The sequence below is a fragment of the Sinorhizobium sp. CCBAU 05631 genome (assembly GCF_002288505.1).
Classification (GTDB): domain Bacteria; phylum Pseudomonadota; class Alphaproteobacteria; order Rhizobiales; family Rhizobiaceae; genus Sinorhizobium; species Sinorhizobium fredii_C.
In genome coordinates this window covers 541412-561282 of sequence record NZ_CP023064.1, presented here as the reverse complement: position 1 = coordinate 561282, position 19871 = coordinate 541412, and the positions used below count along the sequence as shown (strand labels likewise).

17 protein-coding genes and 1 riboswitch are annotated in these 19871 nt (G+C 62.2%); of the genes, 13 read left to right on the top strand and 4 right to left on the bottom strand.

The window, feature by feature from the left end:
* Positions 1–43: 43 nt before the first annotated feature.
* Positions 44–724 (bottom strand): exopolysaccharide production protein ExoY, encoded by a 681-nt coding sequence (gene exoY / locus SS05631_RS22230; protein ID WP_037419395.1) that lies wholly within the window; start codon positions 722–724, stop codon positions 44–46.
* A gap of 778 nt (positions 725–1502) precedes the next feature.
* Between exoY and SS05631_RS22225 the strand changes: the two genes are divergently transcribed.
* The 11 genes from SS05631_RS22225 to SS05631_RS22170 all read left to right on the top strand — a co-directional run bounded on the left by SS05631_RS22225 (position 1503) and on the right by SS05631_RS22170 (position 13514).
* A complete protein-coding gene (locus SS05631_RS22225) occupies positions 1503–1793 on the top strand; it encodes an exopolysaccharide production repressor protein (protein WP_037419392.1) in 291 nt (96 codons plus the stop codon).
* A 218-nt stretch (positions 1794–2011) separates the two neighbouring features.
* Positions 2012–3037 (top strand): glycosyltransferase family 2 protein, encoded by a 1026-nt coding sequence (locus tag SS05631_RS22220; protein ID WP_037419389.1) that lies wholly within the window; start codon positions 2012–2014, stop codon positions 3035–3037.
* 366 nt (positions 3038–3403) lie between these two features.
* Entirely contained in the window at positions 3404–3961 is a 558-nt protein-coding gene (locus SS05631_RS22215; RefSeq protein ID WP_083854055.1) for a thermonuclease family protein, read from the top strand.
* A gap of 38 nt (positions 3962–3999) precedes the next feature.
* Positions 4000–4257 (top strand): hypothetical protein, encoded by a 258-nt coding sequence (locus tag SS05631_RS22210; protein WP_037419387.1) that lies wholly within the window; start codon positions 4000–4002, stop codon positions 4255–4257.
* 780 nt (positions 4258–5037) lie between these two features.
* On the top strand, positions 5038–5832 hold the full coding sequence (locus tag SS05631_RS22200) for a glycoside hydrolase family 16 protein (protein WP_037419384.1): 795 nt from the start codon (positions 5038–5040) through the stop codon (positions 5830–5832).
* 109 nt (positions 5833–5941) lie between these two features.
* Positions 5942–7153 (top strand): glycosyl transferase family 1, encoded by a 1212-nt coding sequence (locus SS05631_RS22195; protein ID WP_037419382.1) that lies wholly within the window; start codon positions 5942–5944, stop codon positions 7151–7153.
* Positions 7150–8145, top strand: a complete 996-nt coding sequence (locus tag SS05631_RS22190) for a glycosyltransferase family 2 protein (protein ID WP_037419379.1) — start codon at positions 7150–7152, stop codon at positions 8143–8145. Before SS05631_RS22195 ends, SS05631_RS22190 begins: the two co-directional genes overlap by 4 nt.
* Complete coding sequence (locus tag SS05631_RS22185; protein WP_037419377.1) at positions 8142–9068, top strand: glycosyltransferase family 2 protein; 927 nt, start codon at positions 8142–8144, stop codon at positions 9066–9068. The genes SS05631_RS22190 and SS05631_RS22185 overlap by 4 nt, the downstream gene beginning before the upstream one ends.
* A complete protein-coding gene (locus SS05631_RS22180; protein ID WP_050988257.1) occupies positions 9065–10111 on the top strand; it encodes a glycosyltransferase family 2 protein in 1047 nt (348 codons plus the stop codon). The genes SS05631_RS22185 and SS05631_RS22180 overlap by 4 nt, the downstream gene beginning before the upstream one ends.
* Before the next feature lie 4 nt (positions 10112–10115).
* Positions 10116–11021 carry a UTP--glucose-1-phosphate uridylyltransferase gene (locus SS05631_RS22175; protein ID WP_037419375.1) on the top strand — a complete coding sequence of 302 codons (906 nt, stop codon included), beginning with the start codon at positions 10116–10118 and terminating at the stop codon, positions 11019–11021.
* A 129-nt stretch (positions 11022–11150) separates the two neighbouring features.
* Positions 11151–13514 (top strand): polysaccharide biosynthesis tyrosine autokinase, encoded by a 2364-nt coding sequence (locus SS05631_RS22170; protein ID WP_037419372.1) that lies wholly within the window; start codon positions 11151–11153, stop codon positions 13512–13514.
* A gap of 105 nt (positions 13515–13619) precedes the next feature.
* Here the strand turns inward: SS05631_RS22170 and thiD are convergent, their stop codons facing one another.
* The gene (gene thiD / locus SS05631_RS22165; RefSeq protein WP_086022753.1) at positions 13620–14420 is read right to left on the bottom strand and encodes a bifunctional hydroxymethylpyrimidine kinase/phosphomethylpyrimidine kinase; all 801 of its coding nucleotides are present in this window, start codon (positions 14418–14420) and stop codon (positions 13620–13622) included.
* 77 nt (positions 14421–14497) lie between these two features.
* Positions 14498–14600: riboswitch (TPP riboswitch) on the bottom strand.
* Between the two features lie 217 nt (positions 14601–14817).
* Here thiD and SS05631_RS22160 point away from each other — a divergent pair.
* Positions 14818–15477: a peroxiredoxin gene (locus SS05631_RS22160; protein WP_037419364.1), complete on the top strand. Its 660-nt coding sequence runs from the start codon at positions 14818–14820 to the stop codon at positions 15475–15477.
* A 79-nt stretch (positions 15478–15556) separates the two neighbouring features.
* Here the strand turns inward: SS05631_RS22160 and SS05631_RS22155 are convergent, their stop codons facing one another.
* Entirely contained in the window at positions 15557–16564 is a 1008-nt protein-coding gene (locus SS05631_RS22155; RefSeq protein ID WP_037419362.1) for a serine hydrolase, read from the bottom strand.
* A gap of 928 nt (positions 16565–17492) precedes the next feature.
* Here SS05631_RS22155 and SS05631_RS22145 point away from each other — a divergent pair.
* Positions 17493–18395, top strand: a complete 903-nt coding sequence (locus tag SS05631_RS22145; RefSeq protein ID WP_245369173.1) for an AraC family transcriptional regulator — start codon at positions 17493–17495, stop codon at positions 18393–18395.
* 256 nt (positions 18396–18651) lie between these two features.
* On the opposite strand, the gene SS05631_RS22140 is transcribed toward SS05631_RS22145, so the two are convergent.
* Positions 18652–19428, bottom strand: a complete 777-nt coding sequence (locus tag SS05631_RS22140; protein ID WP_037419359.1) for a response regulator transcription factor — start codon at positions 19426–19428, stop codon at positions 18652–18654.
* Positions 19429–19871: the final 443 nt, after the last annotated feature.

Here is a 19871-nt window from a genome sequence, read left to right as displayed (position 1 = left end):
CGTTGCTTGACGTTGCGCTCAGCCGCGAGCCGACGCCAAGGTTTCAGTAGCTGCCGCGGGAGAGGCAGACGGCGGGGATGGTCTTGAAGACGATGACGAGGTCGGCAATGAGCGACCAGTTCTGGACATAATGCGTATCGAAGGCCACCCGAGTGGCATAGGACACATCGTTGCGGCCGCTGATCTGCCAGAGCCCGGTCAGGCCGGGACGCGAGCGCAGATAAAACTCGGCAGCCGCGTCGTAGAGCTCCAGTTCGTCTTCGACGACCGGACGCGGACCGACGATGCTCATTTCACCACGAATGATGTTGATGAGCTGCGGCAGTTCGTCGAGGCTGAGCTTGCGAAGGACGCTTCCGACCACGGTAACGCGCGGATCGTCCTGCAGCTTGCGGGTGGTGCGCCATTCTTCGTAGGCGGCAGGATTCGCCTTCAGGTATTCCTGCAGGACCCGGTCGCCGTTTTCCATCATCGTTCGGAACTTGAGGCACTTGAAGGTCTGGCCGTTATGGCCGATGCGGCGATGACCGTAGAAAATGCTGCCGCCGTCCGAAAACTTTACCAACGCCATGACGAGCAGGAAAAGCGGGCTGAGGGCGATCAGTGCCAGAATGGCGATGAGAATGTCGAAGCTTCGCTTTGATATCCCGCCGATCGGCCGGATCGCACCGGTCTCCTGGGGAATAAAAAAAGCCGTACTGGCCGAGCGAGTCGCGGACTTCATAGAGGTGACTCCATTTACGTTGGCGATTGTCGGTCCCGAGGGACGGAGCGTCATCTAGCGCGAGTGTATGGTGAGAATTTGATTTTTGAAGGCGGAATGATGGCAGCGTCAGCGGACGCCGACGCGAGGGTGTTTAGCGGGCGTGCCGGTCAGAGACTATTACGAAATTTTAAGTATACGGTTTGGAGTTCACCGCTAAAATAGTTGCGTTCGTCATCTCGCCCTTCAAACATCGGCGCACGTTCATTATTTGCGATGGCTAAAGTATTGTATTTGACGCAGCAATTTTTCACTAGCGGCTACCACGGCTCTCCGGCGGGAAGATTTTAAAAGTCGGACTTTTGAGTGTAATTTTGCATCGCATCATTTTGTTGCGCTGCACATATTCTCAAGCCGAGGCCCTGTTGCCTGTAACAAAAGTTGATCGGAAAAAACGGCTGCTTCAGCGGCAAAAGTCGCAGCAAACAGAACGAGTTCGCCTTTCCCCCTGTGAATTTAGGGGCCGTTCCAGCGAGTCAGCTTGACCCCCGCACTTCGCGGAAAAATAATCCTCCAAATCCGTCGAACCTATCGGTGATTGTACCGTTTAACCGGCGGACCCATTCGAATTGCTGAGTCTACCTAAAGATGACGGAAAGCTTTTCCCGCTAGGGACTGTAGCGACAAAGTTGCGTTTTGCAGGTTGAAGAGAAAAGCGACCGCTAATATAGTGGTAAACAGGAGCGAGGGCGGGAGTGCAATGACGGTTCCACGAGCAAATCGGAAAGCGGGGTAGGCAATGTTCGCACCACGCTTCGTCATGAGCATGTTCGGCGCGCTGGCGGCGTTTGCCATCGCCACCTACTTTCTGACCGGTTCGCTCGCCTCGACGGCCATACAGACGCTGCTCTGTGCCGTTCTGATACAGATAGGATACTTTCTCGCCGTGCTTTTCCTGGTGTGGAAGGAAGCGCGCGAGCGCCGAAAGTTATCGCCCGGAAAGCTGCCGGCCGATGCGACGAATGACGAAAAGCAGGCGAACAAGGTTCCGCTGCGCCGACTGAACCGTCCCGGTCACTTTAATTCCTGACCGCTTTCTCGGCCCTTCGCACCAGCGAAAAAATCTTGCTCTTTGACGCGCTTGCGACACGATCGCCATGCATGGTCCTGCGTACCCGCTCCAGGGCCCCACCTGCCCTCCCGGTGCAGAGGGACCTGTAGCGCGTCGTACGCCCTCGAATCGGTGACTCGAAGGCAACGAGCAGGAGCCGCGAAACTAGACCCATCCGATGACCGCTGGAGGCCCTTATGACCGCAGCCGCGCCGACGAATGTCTGCATTATCATTGCCGCCAAGAACGCCGCCGAAACGATTGCCCGGGCTATCGACTCGGCGCTCGCAGAGCCGGAAGTCGCAGAAGTCGTCGTCGTCGACGACGGCTCGACCGATGAGACCGCAGCCGTGGCGTGCGCCGCCGACGACGGCTCCGGACGTTTGAACGTGGTCCGCTTCGAAGAGAACCGCGGGCCTGCCGCGGCTCGCAACCATGCGATTGCCGTTTCGGAATCCCCGTTCGTGGGTATATTGGACGCGGACGACTTCTTCTTCCCGGGGCGGATGCGCCAATTGCTCGCTCAGGACGGCTGGGATTTCATCGCCGACAATATCGCCTTCATCGACGCCGCGCGAGCGATGGGTGCTGCGCGCAGGATCGACCGCTTCGCGCCCAGCCCTCGCCTGATCGATTTCGTCGGCTTCGTCGAAGGCAATATTTCGCGCCGGGGTGTCCGGCGGGGCGAAATCGGTTTCCTGAAGCCATTGATGCGGCGCTCGTTCCTGGATCAATTCGACCTTCGCTACAACGAGACCCTGCGCCTCGGCGAGGATTTCGACCTCTATGCCAGGGCGCTAGCGCTCGGGGCGCGCTACAAGATCATCCATAGCTGCGGCTATGCGGCGGTGGTTCGCGGCGACTCCTTGAGCGGCAGCCACCGGACGATCGACTTGCGACGTCTCTATGAGGCCGATCGCGCCATCCTCGCCGAGGCCCGTCTGAGCACCGAAGCTGCCGCGGCGCTGCGGCGGCACGAGCACCATATTCGCGGCCGCTACGAGTTGCGGCATTTCCTCGACCTCAAGCGCAACGAAGGAACCGCGGCCGCATTTGCCTATGCGCTGACGCACCCCGGCGCCCTCCCGGCGATCGTCCGGGGAATCGCTGCCGACAAGACCGAACACCTGCGGCGCTCCCGGACGCCCGCACCGGTGGCGCTCGGCGGATCCGGCGATGTCCGCTACCTGCTCGAGGCCTTTGCGCTGGAGCGAGCGGAATAAACCAAAGCCCTCTGCCAGGCGGCCCGCCGACCCAGAGGGGCTCTGTTGTATCATGGAAGCCAGCAGGAACGCTTTTCCCCGCGCAGCGTTACCCCGACATGGTCAACAACTACCGGGATAGCGAAATGAAAGGCATCGTTCTCTGGCTGATGGGTGTTCCCCTGATCGTCATCGTCCTGCTCTATATGTTCGTTTTTTGATCGCAAGCCTTGCGAGGCTGTGACGACTGCTGAAGGGGCTTGCGCCCCTTCAATGTCGAACGCGCAGTATCCACCGATCTCGAACTGGTTCCCCTAGTTTTTCAGGGATGCGAACCGCGAGCCGCTTGCGCTAGATTCAGCACCAGAACAGGGGCTGGATGGACGCATGATCGGCAGTCGGATCGCCGCAATAACCCTCGCCGAGCCGCGCGCCCGTTCGGCGTCGCCGTCCCCTCCAATGCGGATGATTCCCATCGTGCTTGTCCTGCTGGCCGCGCCGGGCGCGGCCGCGGCGGCTGGCCCGGTCGGCGGCGACGCCTCCGTGGTTGATGGCGATACGATCGAAATTGCGGGCGAGCGCATCCAGCTTTACGGAGTGGATGCACCCGAGGATTGGCAGTTCTGCCTCGACGAGACGGGGGCAGACTATCACTGCGGCAAGGAAGCGGCGCTGGCCCTCAAGGCGTTTTTGTCGGCATCCCGCCCCACCCGCTGCACATTCGCCGGCCGTGACCGCTACGGCCGCTATATCGGCGCATGCTTCCGAGCGGACGGCAATGACGTCAACCGGTGGCTGGGTGAATCCGGCCACGCCGTCAGCCGTGAAGAAAATCACGACAAAGGACTGTACGCCGCCGCACAGGAAATGGCACGATCACTTGGAGCCGGCATGTGGCGCGGGCAAGCCAGGGCAGAAGCCTCCAGCCACGTGGCGGAAGAGTAAGCCGAGGGGTTTCCTCGGCAGGTGTCAAGTGAGAGTCGATGATCGTCGAGTTTTGGATATTCTGCGCCATCGCGACCGCGGTCGTCGCTGCGGTTAGGGGCGGACATAGTCTTCTTTGGTTGATAATCGGCTGCGTACTGGGCCCCGTCGGCCCGGTGGTGGCGATCCTGAAGCCTTCGCTGAAATCGAATGAGCCGATCGTCGCGGCCGAGCGTCAGGCCGAACTTGACGAAATGAAGGGGCCGCTCCGGGGGAACGAGCGCGATACCATCTCGGCCAAGCCCAGGGACGATTAGTCCGTTCGCCTCAATTGCTGCATGTAATCGAGAGCGGCTCCCCTCATCGCGAAGCCGATTGCGCGGCGGGCTTGCTTTGGTACTGAAAGCACTAAAGTATGGACACACTATTGTCTGGGGGGCCGCAATTTTCCAGTAACATTTTAGGGGTCGTCTGACATTGCAGGCCGCCGGCGGAACGGCGCCGGCCTCCGGCTCAACCGATCGAGATGCGAATCGGTTAGCCCGGCGCCGCAGCAACCCCCGGGGGTAAATCCCGCCTCATCCTTGCCGCATTTCCACTCGGCAATTTCCCCAAGCGCGGGATGGAGCCAAAAAAATTACGTCTCTCGTGCAAAATTCACAGCCGCACCGCACAACTCGCGATTGCCCCCAAATTTTGCAGGGCACAGTTTTCTCAACATGCGGGGAAACAGGGATTTAACCCGGATGGCCCTCTTGAGCCGATGTCGACCCGCTCGCGAAAACTTCGCCGCTTGGATGCGCTGCAGCATAGCCTCGTTCGATTTTCTGCTGCACTGCCATATTTTCTCTTTGCAAATGCCCTAGTTTGTTCGCCGTGAGCTTAAGTCTGCTTCGTTAAAACGGCGCCACGAGGCGCCGCCCGATAGGAGTGACCGATATCGTGAGTATGGGCGCTTATGTCTCGACGCAGATTGACCTCGCGCGCGTTGCGCTGCTCCGGGGTGCTGCGCTTGCGCGCCCTTCCCACAACCCTCAGTCGAGCCCCGCCCGGGCTCCCATGCCCCCACGCGACTCCGCAGCAAAGGCAGCAAGACAATGAAATCCGATCGCTACGGGCGCCTGTTGTGCCTCGCCCTTATCACCGCACTTCCGCTCGCCTGCAATGTGAGCAGTGCCACAGCGCAGGACGGTGCCAAAGGCACGTCGTTCATCGATGACTTCGACAAGCTGGACAAAAAGGTCTGGTACGTCTCGGATGGCTGGGACAACGGCGCGCACCAGAACTGCACCTGGTCCAAGAAGCAGGTGAAGATCGTCAATGGAGTTCTCGAACTGGGTTTCGAAGAACGCAAGGAAGGCAAGCGTAATTTCGCCTGCGGCGAGATCCAGACGCGCAAGCGCTTCGGCTACGGCACCTACGAGGCAAGGATCAAGGCTGCGGACGGTTCCGGGCTGAACTCGGCCTTCTTCACCTATATCGGCCCGACCGATAAGAAGCCGCATGACGAGATCGATTTCGAGGTGCTCGGCAAGAACACCGCGAAGGTGCAGATCAACCAATATGTGGCGGCCAAAGGTGGCAACGAATTTCTGGCCGATGTGCCGGGCGGCGCTAACCAGGGCTTCAACGACTATGCCTTCGTCTGGGAGAAGGACCGGCTGCGCTACTACATCAACGGCGAGCTCGTTCATGAAGTCACCGATCCCGCCAAAATCCCGGCGAACGCCCAGAAGATTTTCTTCAGCCTGTGGGGAACGGACACGCTCAGCGATTGGATGGGCACCTTCTCCTACAAGGAGCCGACAAAGCTCCAGGTCGATCGGGTCGCCTTCACGGCCCCCGGCGACAAGTGCCAATTCCCCGAGTCGGTCGCCTGCCGACTGGACTGACCGCAATCTGAGCAACTGACCATTTTATGAGCAATTGCAACAACTTGTTGCGGTGCACAAAAAACTGAACTAAGCTCGGCCCGGGCTGAGCAGGGAAACGGATGTTTTCATGCTGCAGATACTATATTTGGCACAGGATCTTGCCGACCCCGCGGTGCGGCGAAGAACGCTGACACTGGTCGCCGGCGGTGCCGATGTCACGCTGGCGGGCTTCCGCCGCGGCGGCAACCCGCTTGCAACCGTGAGCGGCGTCGAGCCGATCGAACTCGGAACGACGGCGGACGGGCGCTTCGCCCAGCGGCTCGGCGCCGTCGCCGCCGCCTGCCTGTCGCTGAAGGGCAGGCTCGGCCATCTTCGCAAGCCCGACCTCATCATCGCCCGCAATCTCGAAATGCTCGCCGTCGCCAAACGCGCCGTGACGCTCTTCGGCGGCGACGTTCCGATTGTCTATGAGTGCCTCGACATTCACCGGCTGATGCTGCGCAGGGACATGGTGGGGCGGGCGCTCCGCGCCGCCGAGGCCCGGCTCGGCCGAGACGCCCGCTCGCTGATCACCAGTTCGCCGGCCTTCATCGAGCACTACTTCCGCCCCCTTTCGGGCCTCGAGGCGCCGCCGATGCTGCTCGAGAACAAGGTGCTTGAAATCGATGGGAGCACGCTGCCGGCGGGCGTCCCAGCCCAATATCCCCAACCCGGTGCGCCCTGGAGGATCGGCTGGTTCGGAGCGCTTCGCTGCCGCAAGTCGCTCCACCTCCTCGCCGATTTTTCCCGCAGGATGGAAGGCCGCTTCGAAGTCGTTCTGCGCGGCAGGCCCGCCTATTCGGAATTCAGGGATTTTGACGGCTTCGTGCAGAACGAGCCGTTCATGCGGTTCGACGGCCCCTATCGAAACCCCGAGGACCTCGCCGAGATCTACGGCGCCGTCCACTTCACCTGGGCGATCGATTTCTTCGAGGAGGGCCAGAACTCCAACTGGCTACTGCCCAACCGGCTCTATGAAGGATGCCGCCACACCCGCGTTCCGATTGCGATGAAGGGTACGGAGACGGCCCGCTTTCTCGCCGTGCGCGGGATCGGTCTCGTCATTGAAGAAGCCGATGCCGACGCCCTCGCCGCGCTCCTGGGCTCGATGACGGCGGACAAGTTTTCCGAAGCCGCCGACCGGATCGGCCGGTGTCATCCCGCCACCTGGGTGTTCGACCGCGCGGATTGCGAGACGCTCGTGCGGCGGCTGGCAACGCTCACCCACGACGCAACGCAAACGATCATTCCGGCCGCTGCCCTTGCGGAAGCCCGTCACAACGAAAGTGGATTGCTATGACCGCGGAGAGCCCGGCGTCGACGTCTACCCTCATCGTCATCCCCTGCCTCAATGAGGCGCTGCATATCGAAGCGCTTGTCGCGAAGCTGCGTCCGTCGCTTGGCGTCCTCAACGCGAAGATCGTCATTGCCGACGGCGGCAGTGACGACGGCACGCGCGAGATCGCTCGCCGCCTCTCCGAAGAGGACCCGCGCGTCCTCTTCCTCGACAATCCGAAGCGAATCCAAAGCGCTGCCGTCAACCGCGCCGTCGCCGAACTCGGTTCGGGCTTCGACTACCTGATCCGCATCGACGCGCATGCGAGTTACCCGGACGATTATTGCGAGCGACTCGTCGAGGAAGCGCTCGCAACCGAAGCCGACTCTGTCGTCGTCGCCATGCAGACCGAGGGTTTCGGCACCTTCCAGAAGGCGACGGCCTATGCCCAGAACTCCAAGCTCGGCAATGGCGGCTCCAAGCACCGGACCGGTGCGGCCGGCCATTGGGCCGAGCACGGCCATCACGCCCTGATGCGCATTGCCGCCTTCACCGATGTCGGTGGCTATGACGAGACCTTCAGCCACAATGAAGATGCCGAACTGGATTTTCGCTTGGGCAAAGCCGGCTATCGCATCTGGATGACCGACAGGACCAGCATGGTCTACTATCCGCGCAATCGGATCGTGCCGCTGTTCAAGCAGTATTTCGGCTATGGCCGCGGCCGCGCCAAGAACATCCTCAAGCACCGCGCGATGCCCGGGCTCCGGCAGATGCTGCCACTTGGCGTCGCGCCCGTCGCCTTCGGCGCACTTCTTGCCATCATCAGCTGGGCGGCGATCATCCCCTTCGGCGTCTGGGCAGCGGCGTGCCTCGGCTATGGCGTCTGGATGGCGGTCGGCCAGCGCAACCCCTACGGGCCGCTGGCGGCGCTCTCGGCCATGGTCATGCATCTCGCCTGGTCCGCCGGCTTCTGGCGCGAACTCCTCGATTTCCGGCGTCGGGTGGAGCAATGAGCGCGGCCCTTCATATCGACATCGGCGTCTGCACGTTCCGTCGGCCCGAACTCGCCGCGACGCTTCGGTCGCTTGCGGCGGTGACGCTGCCCGCGAGGGCGACGCTTCGCGTCATCGTCGCCGACAATGATTCCACGCCGAGCGCCCGGGCGCTCGTTGAGAGACTGCGGCCGGAAATGCCGTTCGAGGTCACCTATCTCCATTGCCCGGCATCGAACATCTCGATCGCCCGCAACGCCTGCCTCGACAACAGCACCGGCGACCTGCTCGCCTTCATCGACGATGACGAGACCGCCTCGAGCGACTGGCTGGTCAGCCTGCTGGAAGAGGCGCAGGCGAGCGGCGCGGACGCTGTCCTCGGCCCGGTCCGGGCCCACTACGCCCCGTCGGCGCCCGCCTGGATGCGCAAGGGCGACTTCCACTCCACTTTGCCGGTGTGGGTGAAGGGCGAAATCCGCACGGGCTATACCTGCAATGCGCTGCTCCGGATCAGGGCCCCGTCGCTCCATGGCCGCCGCTTCAAGCTCGCGCTCGGCCGCAGCGGAGGCGAGGACACGGATTTCTTCACTGGCATGCACCAGGCAGGAGGAACGATCGCCTTTGCTCAGGAGGCCTGGGTGCATGAGCCGGTGCCGGAAGGCCGGGCCTCGTTTGCTTGGCTCGCCAAACGGCGCTTCCGCTCCGGCCAAACCCACGGACGGCTGCTGACGGAAAAGGCGCGCGGTGCGGGCCAGCCGCTGAACCTTGCGCTCGCCGCCTCCAAGGCCGCCTTTTGCGGATGCGCCGCGGTTCTCTTTCTGCCGTTAGCCGTCCGGCGAAATCGCTATGCGCTGCGCGCCGTGCTGCATGCCGGCGTGATCAGCGGCCTCCTCGGTCACAAGGAGCTCGAGCAGTATGGAGCCGCCGAGGTGACCTCCCGATGACCGCGCCCGTCAACCCTCCCATGCACACAACCGTGAACGAATCCACGCCGGACGTCACCTTTGTCATCGCCGCCTATAATGCCGCCGACACGATCACCCGTGCGGTTGGTAGCGCCCTCGCTCAGGAAGGCGTCGCGGTCGAAGCGATCGTCGTCGACGATTGCTCCTCGGATGACACAGTTGCTCTTGTCACCGCGATCGACGACCCGAGGGTCCGGCTCGTTTCGCTTGAGCAAAATCGCGGCCCGGGCGGGGCCCGCAATGCCGGCTTCGCGGCGGCGCGCGGCCGCTGGATCGCCGTTCTCGATTCGGACGACACGGTACGCCCGGCAAGACTGGCGCGGATGATTGCGCGCGCCGAAGCGACAGGCGCGCAGTTGGTCGTCGACAATCTCGACGTGCTGTCGCTCGACGGAAGCAATGTCCGGATGTTCGACGATGCCGACCTCGATGCATTGCCGGTACTGACGCTGCCGGCCTTCATCGAATCGAACGTGATTTTCCGCTCCGAGCACAACTTCGGCTACATGAAGCCGGTGTTCGAGCGCCGCTTCCTCGCCGATCATGGCCTGGCCTTCGACGAGTCGCTGAAGATCGGCGAGGATTACATCCTGCTCGCATCCGCGCTTGCATGCGGCGGGCGTTGCGCGGTGGAGCCCTCGGCCGGTTATACCTATCACATCCGCGAAGGCTCGATCTCGCGCGTTTTGAAACTCGAGCACATCGATGCGATGATCGCGGCAGACGAGGCATTCCTGCAGCGATATGCGCTTGACCCGCTATCGCGAAGGATGCAGCGCAAGCGTGCGCGCGGCTTCCGCCAGGCGCGCTCGTTTCTTCTGCTCGTCGAGTACCTGAAAAAGAGATCGTTGGCTGGCGCGCTGAAGACCGCGCTCGCCGACCCGATAGCGCTTCGGCATCTCCGGATGCCGATCGCCGCGCGATGGCGCCGCCTGGCGGCGCGGGCGCCGCAACCCGCCCCGATCACGGTGGCGGCTGAACGATCCCCGCTGGGCAATGATCCTCACACAAGCAAAGGATAACAAAATGGACCGCATCAGGACCGTCAGGAAAGCAGTGATCCCCGTTGCCGGGAACGGAACGAGGTTCCTTCCCGCGACAAAGGCCGTGCCGAAGGAAATGTTGACGATCGTCGACCGCCCGGTCGTCCAGTACGCCGTCGACGAGGCGCGCCAGGCCGGCATCGAGCACATCGTCTTCGTCACCAGCCGCAACAAGCAGGTGATCGAGGATCATTTCGACGACACGCCGGAACTCATCTCGTCGCTGACGCGCTCCGGCAAGAATGCGCAGATCTCCGAGCTCGAAGCTATGCTGCCGAAGGCCGGCTCCGTCAGCTTCACGCGCCAGCAGGCGCCGCTCGGCCTCGGCCACGCCGTCTGGTGCGCACGCGACCTGATCGGTGACGAGCCGTTCGCACTGCTGTTGCCGGACATGGTCTCCTTCGGCGCACGCGGCTGCATGGCAGGCCTCGTGGATCTCTATCGCGAGGTCGGCGGCAATGTCGTCGCCGTCGAGCAATGCGCCCCCGAAGAGGCCTCGAAATACGGCATCGTCGGCAAGGGCGATACGGTGCGCCACGGTTTCTCGGTCACCGAGATGATCGAAAAGCCGCCGGCGGGGCGGGCGCCGTCCAACTACTATCTGAACGGCCGCTATATCCTGCAGCCGGAGATCTTCTCCATTCTCGCGCACCAGTCACGCGGGGCCGGCAACGAGATCCAGCTGACCGACGGCATGCTGAAGCTTTCGGCAGACCAGTCCTTCCATGCCCATCCCTATGAGGGCCGGACCTTCGACTGCGGTTCGAAGCAGGGCTTCATCGAAGCCAATGTCGCCTTCGCGCTTGCCCGCGCCGACATCGGCGACGTCGTGTTCGAATCCGTCCGCGAGATCGTCCTGTCTCACGAAAGCCGCATCCGCGCGGCATAAGCCCAAGCTCCCGGCGGCCGCGCGAGGCCGCCGGGAGCAGAGCGTCGCGTGTCCTGCAGGACGCGGAGAAATCGCGCTTTGAAATACTGCATGTTTTTAAGGAAGCAGGCAGGAGGACCGGAGAAAAAGATGAACAGAACGGCCCCCATGAAACAGAGAAGTGTGCCCTTGAGCATCGTGCCCCGCGAGGAACAATCGGACGGCTTTATCGATCTCGACCGTCTGCTGGCCGTCGTCGTCCGCCGGGCAAGGCTCGTTGCAGCGTTCGTGGTGCTCTTCATCCTGCTCGGGGCCGCCTATCTGCTGTTCGCGACCCCCTATTACACCTCGCTGACGCAGATCCTCCTCGACGACAACCTGTCGAAATATGCCGAGGAAGAACCAGTGCCGACCAACAGCCAGATGCTCGACACGCAGATCGCCAGCGCGGTCGAGATCCTGAAGTCCGGGGAGCTGGCGCTGCGGGTGGTCGACAAGCTCAACCTTTCGGAGAACGATACCATCGTCAATCCGCCCCGTTCGCCTGCCGCCGTCGTCAAGGACTGGCTGAAGACGGCGACCGGCCTGTTCTCGGGCGGGCCGGGCGTTTCGGAGGAAGCGGCGCGCAATGGCCGCCGGCTGAAAGCCTCGGCAATCTTGCAGCAGTCGCTCTATGTCGAACGCGTCGGCCGCAGTTCGGTGATTTCGCTTTCCTTCCGATCGAGCGATCAGCAGCTTGCCGCCGGTGTCGTCAGGACCTATGCTGAAGCTTATCTGACCGACCAGCTGAACGCCAATTTCGAAGCGACGGAACGGGCTTCGGTCTGGCTGCAGGAGCGGCTTGACGATCTGCGGCAGCGCTCGCAGGCGGCCGCCCTCGAGGTCGAGCAGTTCCGCAGCGAGAACGGCCTGACCGCGGCGCGCGGCGAACTGATGTCCGAACAGCAGCTCGCCGATCTCAACAGTCAGCTGATCGTCGCGCAGGCGGATACGGCCAGTGCCTCGGCGCGCTACGAACAGTTCAAGTCGATCATCGACCAGGGGCCGGAGGCCGCCGTCAACAATGCCACCATCTCCCCCAAGGAGGGTGACAATTCGGTGATCCGGGACCTGCGCACCCGCTATCTCGGCATCGGCAAGCGGGAGCAGGAGGTGGCGCAGAATTTCGGCGAGGACCATCCGCAGGCGGTTTCGCTTCGGGCCGAGAAGGAGGACATCGGCCGGCAGATCTATCAGGAACTGCAGCAGCTGACGGCAAGCTACAAGAACGAGTTCGAAGTCGCCCGCTCGCGCGAGGCCTCGCTGCGCAAGAGCATCGAGGGGATCGCCGGCAAGAATTCCGACGCCAGCAAGTCGCTGGTGCAGTTGCGCGTCCTCGAGCAGAAGGCCGCGGCGCTGAAGACGCTCTACGAATCCTATCTCGGCCGCTACGAACAGGCAACGCAGCAACAGTCCTTCCCGATCGCCAAGGCGCGCGTCATTTCCGAAGCCGGCGTCCCGACGGCGCCGTCGAGCCCGAAGAAGACCATGACCTTGGCGCTTTCGGCCGTGCTCGGCCTGATGTTCGGCGGCGCCTATGCCGCATTCCTCGAATTCCGCGAAAGAACCTTCCGGCTTGAAGGCGAGGTGCGCTCCATGCTCGGCCACCGATCGCTCGGCTACGTTCCGCTGATCGGCTCGCGGACGAAGAAAACGACGCAGCTCGTGCGTGCCCGTTTCGGATCGGACCGACAACCGCACGACCCTTCGGAGGGCGCCACGCCATTCCAACGCCTTTCGCGGATCGTGCTCGATGCGCCGCGCTCCGCCTTCGCGGAGACATTCCGGAATGCCAAGCTCGCCTGCGACCATATGCTGCCCGGAAACGAGAGCCGCGTCATCGCGATCGTCTCGGCCCTTCCGGACGAGGGCAAGTCGATCGTCGCGGCCAATTTCGCGGCGCTGCTGGCCTCGAGCGGCAAGCGGACACTGTTGATCGACGCCGACATCCGCAAGCCCGGTCTCACCCAGATGATCACGCCGGCTCCGCGCACGGGGCTGGTCGAGACGCTGACGGGAGAAGCGACCTGGCCCGCCGGCATCAAGGTGGATCAGCGTACAAAGCTCGCGATCCTGCCGGCCGGCGGCGGAGCGTCGGATCGCAGGCATCAGAGCAACGAACTGCTCGCCTCCCAGGCGATGGCGGGGCTCATCGAGAATGCCCGCAATTCCTTCGACTACGTCGTCGTCGATCTCGCCGCGCTTGCTCCCGTGGTCGACGCGAAGGCCTTCACGCCGCTCGCAGACGGCGTCCTCTTCGTGGTAGAATGGGGCCGCACGCCCTCGAGGCTCGTTCGGGACCTCTTGAATTCCGAGCCGCAGATCGATGCAAAGGTCCTGGGCGTGATCCTCAACAAGACCGACATGGACGAACTCGAGAAATACAGCGACTTCGGCGGTGCGGAGAAATATCGGCACCGCTACGGCAAGTACTATATCGAGGAAGGCGTCACGAGCCGGCACACGGCCGCCTGACCGCGAACTCCTGCGCGGTGCTATAGGCGGCCCTGAATGGGTTCGCCTATAGCTGCTGCAATTGCCGGTGGGCGTGGCGGCAATCCCGCCTAATATGAATCCGCCTCAGCGCCCCCACCATTCGTGGAAATGGTGGACCGGTCCCCGGCCCCCTCCGACCTTCAGCCGGTCGGCGGCGGAAATCGCCGCGTGCAGATAGGCCTTCGCGGCGCCCACCGCCTCGGCGAGCGGCTGTCCCTTGGCAAGACCGGCGGCGATGGCGGCCGAAAGCGTGCAGCCGGTCCCGTGATCGTTGCGTGTTTCGATGCGCCGCGCCGGGAAGCGGACGAGCCGATCGCCGTCGAAGAAGAGGTCGGTCGCGTCGCTGCCTCTCCGATGCCCTCCCTTGATCAACACCGAGCGGGCGCCCGACGTCATGAGGGCCTCGGCCTGGCGGGTCATCTCGGCGTCGTCCTCTGCAACCGGGCGGCCGGTGAGAAGTGCCGCCTCCGGCAGATTGGGTGTGACGACGATGGCCAAGGGTAGAAGCTCATGCGTGAGCACGGCCATCGCATCCGGCTGCAACAACGGATCGCCGGAGGTTGCGACCATGACCGGGTCGACAACCGCGCGCCTCTCCAAGCGGCGCAAGCCTTCGGCGATGGCGATGATCGTTTCCCGGCGCGAGACCATACCGATCTTGATCGACTTCACGTCGAGATCGGAAAAAAGCGCGTCTATCTGCGCTGCGACAATCTCCGGCGAGACGTCCTCGACGGCGGTGACGCCCTTCGTATTCTGCGCGGTAATCGCCGTCACGACGCTGGCGCCGTAGACGCCGAGGGCCGAAAAAGTCTTGATATCCGCCTGGATACCGGCCCCGCCGCCCGAATCCGATCCGGCAATGGTGAGCGCGATCGGCGGCACGGGCGCATGAGGCTGCATTGGTCGATCTCCTGGTGAAAAAAATCACGGAGACCCAGGTGAAGGCGAAGACGTGGCGGAGGGTAGCCTCTTTCCGTTCCTACGCCGGCATGACCCGGATCAGGTTCAAGGGTCCGGCTCACCGCCGTCTCAGCGCCGCTCGGCGCTCCCCTCGGAATGCCGACATTCTATGCGGCAAGCATGCGGCAGTGTCAACGCTGCCACCTGCGAGCGACTGCTTGCGGACCCGCCATCTGCCGATGGAAGATTTTTCTCTGAAGCGGCAGAAACACGCTGCAGACGTTTCTCTTGCGCGTCGCGACGGCGCGTTTCGTCCTCGAAAACTCCGTTGATTGCGCTATTCTTGGGCCCATTCCCGTCGACCCGAAAGGAGCAAGCCATGAGCCTCCGCATCAACGACACCGCCCCCGATTTCACCGCCGAGACGACACAAGGCACCGTCAATTTCCATGAATGGATCGGCGATGGCTGGGCGGTGCTCTTCTCGCATCCGAAGAATTTCACGCCCGTCTGCACCACCGAACTCGGCGCCATGGCCGGGATCGAAGGCGAGTTTCGCAAGCGCGGCGTCAAGATCATCGGCATTTCGGTCGATCCCGTCGACAGCCACGCCAAGTGGAAGAACGACATCAAGGTCGCGACCGGCTTCGACGTCGAATATCCGCTGATCGGCGACCGGGATCTGAAGGTGGCCAAGCTCTACGACATGCTGCCCGCCGGCGTCGGCGACACGTCCGAGGGCCGCACGCCCGCCGACAACGCCACCGTGCGCTCGGTCTATGTCATCGGACCCGACAAGAAGATCAAGCTGATCCTCACCTATCCGATGACCACCGGCCGCAACTTCAACGAGATCCTGCGCGCCATCGATTCCATCCAGCTCACCGCCAAGCATCAGGTCGCAACGCCGGCAAACTGGAAGCAGGGCGAAGATGTCATCATCACGGCCGCAGTATCGAACGAGGACGCCATCCAGCGCTTCGGCTCCTTCGACACCGTTCTTCCCTATCTCAGGAAGACGAAGCAGCCGACGGCATGAGGCCACTGGGCAGCGCGTAACGACCAACAGCCGCGAAGGGCTCGTTTAGCCTTTCGCGGCTTCGATAGTCCTCCCCAACTCAATCCGCTTTCACTGCGCTGACGATTTCCGCCAGGACGCGATGCAACGCGTCGCGGTAGCCGTTGCGCGCCGACGGGCCGCTCTCCTCGGAGGTCATGACCACGGTGAGCTTCAGCGCCGGGACGATGTAGAGCATCTGGCCGCCATAGCCCCAGGCGAAATGGACCGTCTCGCCGCCGATCCGGCGGGTGAACCAGCCATAGCCATAGGCGTCGCCGGAGAAATAGGAGTTCGTGTGGGGCTGCCACGAAAGATCGATCCAGTCCGCCGGAACGATCTGCCGTCCGTCGGACGCCCGGCCGCCCTTGCGGTATAGTTCTCCGAAGGCAAGCAACGATCTTGCGCTCATCGCCATCTGATTACCGCCGAGATAAATGCCCTGGGGATCGCGTTCCCAGGCACCGATCCTGAAACCCTGAAGCGGACCGAGCCAATCGCGCGCGAGCGCGAGCGTCGACTTGCCGCCGACCTTGGTGAGGATCGCCGAAAGCAGGTGCGTCGAGGCTGTCGAATAGAGCATCCGGCCGCCAGGCTCGTCGGCGAAAGGCTGCGAGAGCGCGAAGCGAACCCAATTGCGGCTCGATACCCAACGGCCGTAATTCGGCCCCGACACCCGGCCAAGTCCGGCCTGCATGGAAAGCAGGTTGCCGATGGTGATATCATTGATCCGCGGATCCGCCGGCGAGGGCAGATCCTCCTTCAGCAGCGGTGCGATCTTCTGTTCAGGACCGTCCAGGAGGCCCTTGTCGATCGCGATCCCGACCAGGGCCGATATGATCGACTTCGACGCGGACTTGATATTGGTCGATTCGCCCGGAGAGTGGCCGCGATAGCCCTGCTCGGCGATCGTCTCACCGTCACGCGCGACTATGACGGTCTTCAGCGGCTTCAGCTCTTCCCGATCGGCAAGCCCCTTCACCAGATCGGGAACGGCAGGAGACTCCGCGGCTGCGCTGGAGGCAAGCGGCAGCAAGAGCAATAGAACGACGGCCAGAGATCTGATCATCGCCTCGACCTAGGGCGAACGGGCGCCGAAGTCATTACCTTCACCTAAAACTCACGACGAAGTGAATCCGTGCTCCGTCTCCCGCACCGGTCGTGGCAGTATTAAGGACGATCCATGACAAACCGGCGGATGAGCTACGGCACGTGGAAATTTCGATGCGGCCTAAGCCTCGTCGAACTTCTCGTGGCCTGACCCATTATCCAGTATCCCGACGCCTTGATCCAGCGCGGCGGATAACCCCGCTCTTCGAGCATCTCTTAACATCCTGGGAAGGGAGAACTCCCCCGTCCGATCTAGAACTTCCGATCTCAAGGGCGGCTGAAGATTACCGCGAATTAACTGTTCCCTGCGGAAGCGAGGACGGTAGGATTCCAGTCTTAGGAGCAGCATCGAACTTCAGGGGACTCTGCCACTTTGCGCGGCACTCCGCACAACATTTGAGCAGCAGTAGGAGGAGGCGGCGGCGTCACTCGAAGGGAAGGAATCGGAAATTTCAATCTTCCTACTTGTAAGCCGCCGTCTTGTCGCATAAGCGCGCGCTAACAAAACCGGGAGGAGACGTCAGCGACTTTGCGTGGCTCGCACGCCTTGGCCCGTCTATTCGATCAAGTCGCTCGCGGGACTGCGGCGGGTGTCAGAGCAATGGACCCATAAGGTGCTAAAGCCCGTCGCGTTCAAACGTATTCACGCGGCGCGCTTTAGGTCTTTGTTTTTGTGCATGTCGTCATCCCAAAACCGCTGCACAGTTTTGGGCGACATGCATTAGAAACGCGGCCGGGCGCAACGGGAGGATGCGCCGGGTCGAGATGTCTTGATTTCTCATCGGGAAACTGACGATGCAAGGGCAAAGGCAGGGAATGAAACTCTCATATCTGGGCAGCAACGCCGAAGAGCCGAAGTTCTGACGCGCTGCATCGGGCCTGTCCGGGTGCAAAGGCCGCTGAAAACGGACCTCTCCTACAGCTATGAGTTCGCCGCCGCCGGACGGGTCGCCTTCAGCCGCGTGATTTCGCGGGGCACTCTTAGCATCGGACAGAAGGACGAGGTGCCTAAGCTGCTGATATTGCTTCCCCTGCACGGCTCCGCCTGCGTGAAGATAGGACGGAGCGAGAATCTGATTTCCAAGCCGGGCGAAGCTGCGATCCTCGACGGCAACAGACTGTCGGAACTGCAGATCGAGGGAAGCCGCAGCCACCTTTCCTTCGTCATAGACCAGGAAGATATTTTCCAGCGCCTCCGTGGCTCCCTCGAACGGCCGGTCTACGGCTCGCTCGACTTCACCCCCCAACTCGACCTCGCAGCCGGGGCGGGCCAGATCATCTTCAGGCTGTCGCAGATCATGGCCACCTGCCTCGGCGCGGACGGCGGGATGCGTGATATGCCCGAAACGCTTTCCCATCTCTCAGGAAGCATCGTCAACCTGCTTGTCGATACGGTGCCGCATCGGTTCTCCACCGCCTTGAATCAGGGCGAGTGGCTGCCGTCACCGAGGCACGTCAAGCGTGCAGTCGATTTCATGCACGCCAATCACGACAGGCCGATGTCGATGACCGAGATCGCGGAGGCGGCCGGCATCGGCGTTCGGTCCCTGCAGGAGGGCTTCAAGCGCTTCAAGGGCACGACGCCGATCAGCTACCTCGCCCAGCTTCGCCTGCAAGCGGTCCATCGGGATCTCTTGAAAGCCGGCCAAAGGGTTTCAGTGGCGGAAATCGCCCGCAAATGGGGCTTCAGGCATATGGGTCGCTTCGCGACCGAATATCGCAAATGCTACGGGTGCCCGCCTTCGGAATCGCTAAGGGGTCGGCCCCTTCACTTGGATTCGGGCGATTGAAAAATGCGCGGCGGCGCCGCACGGGCGCCACGACCGACTGCTGATGAGACAGAAAAACGCAGCCGCCAGACGCCGCCCAATACGCCACCGTCACGTACTGTGTTTAGGCGAGCGGCGCTTCCAGTTACTGCATTTTTCTACCGTCGAATCCGCGACGGCTCAGGGAAACATGCGGCAACGTCACCGCTCCACGGGCATAACGCAACAGGCATGGACCGGCTCGTGCGAGCCGATCCCCCTGTACAGGTCGGGACGATCAATGATAGCCCGCCTCGCCGGTAAAGAGATCATTCAGCTTGTATGCCACCTCGGTCCGGTTCGTCGCCTTCAGCTTCTTCATGATGTTGCGGATATGGACCTTCACGGTACTTTCGCGAAGGTTGAGCTCATAGGCGATAATCTTGTTCGCCTTGCCCTTGCGAAGCGCCTGGACGACCTCCGCTTGCCGAAGCGTGAACATGCCGGCCAGCGGCGGCGCCTCCGGCCTTTGGTTTTCGATCAAATGCCGGACCGCGAGGACGCTGCTCGCCGGCAGGAAGATTCCGCCCGCTATCGCCAATCCGATCGCTTCGATGCAGACCTCCACGCCAACGGAGGTAGGGATATATCCCCGTGCGCCGCATTCGAGCACCCGCAGGATCTGGGAGAGGTCGTCGATATCGGAGAGGACGACGATCGGCACCGGCCGGAACTCGGAGGCGAGTTTGGCGATTTCGGCGGCGACGTCGGCAACCTTGCGCGCGCCGATATTGAGGAGAACGGCCCCGATCGGCGGGCATTTGCTCTGCTTCGCCCTCCATTCATCGATGGAACCGAAGGCACCGACTTCCATGCCGAGCCCATGGGTGGTTAAGGTCCTCGCCAAGCATTCACGATCCAAAGCGCGGCTGTCGAGCAGAAGCAGGCAGCGTTTGTCGACCCCCTCCGCCTGCTGCATTTCCCCATCTCTCGCAAGCTGGGCGAGGCTGTTTGCACCGAGAGTCTCCTGCGCAAACGCCGGCATTTTCTCAAATCTCGAAATCAAGGTAGCCATTGCAAAATCCCCTTAAAAAAGATCTCTATAGATACAAACGCCACAACCCCGAAGGTCCTGACCCGTAAAAGTTTCTGGAAATACTCAAAATACCACTTTCGAACTAATACTATCGGCGTCGCTCTTCAGGAGAAAAACTTAAACTCGACACTGCATCATCAAAAATAAACACGTAATACACAATAGTCTAGTAGAGCATCACCGAAAAAGGAAGAGAGCCCGCTAGAAGGCCGCGCCGTCGCCCACATATGGGCGATAATGACCTGCGGCTCTGTTGCCCGTCTCCTTCCGCCCGGTGGCGGCTGACGGGGTCGGGTACTTTCCGAGCGGATGACAAGCTTTCTCCTTTCCCGAATGAGCAGCGCCACAAGCCCAGGCTCCGCCCCCTACAGCGCCGTCTTATCAGACGCTGCATGTCTTTAAGGAGACATGCAGTAAGGCGA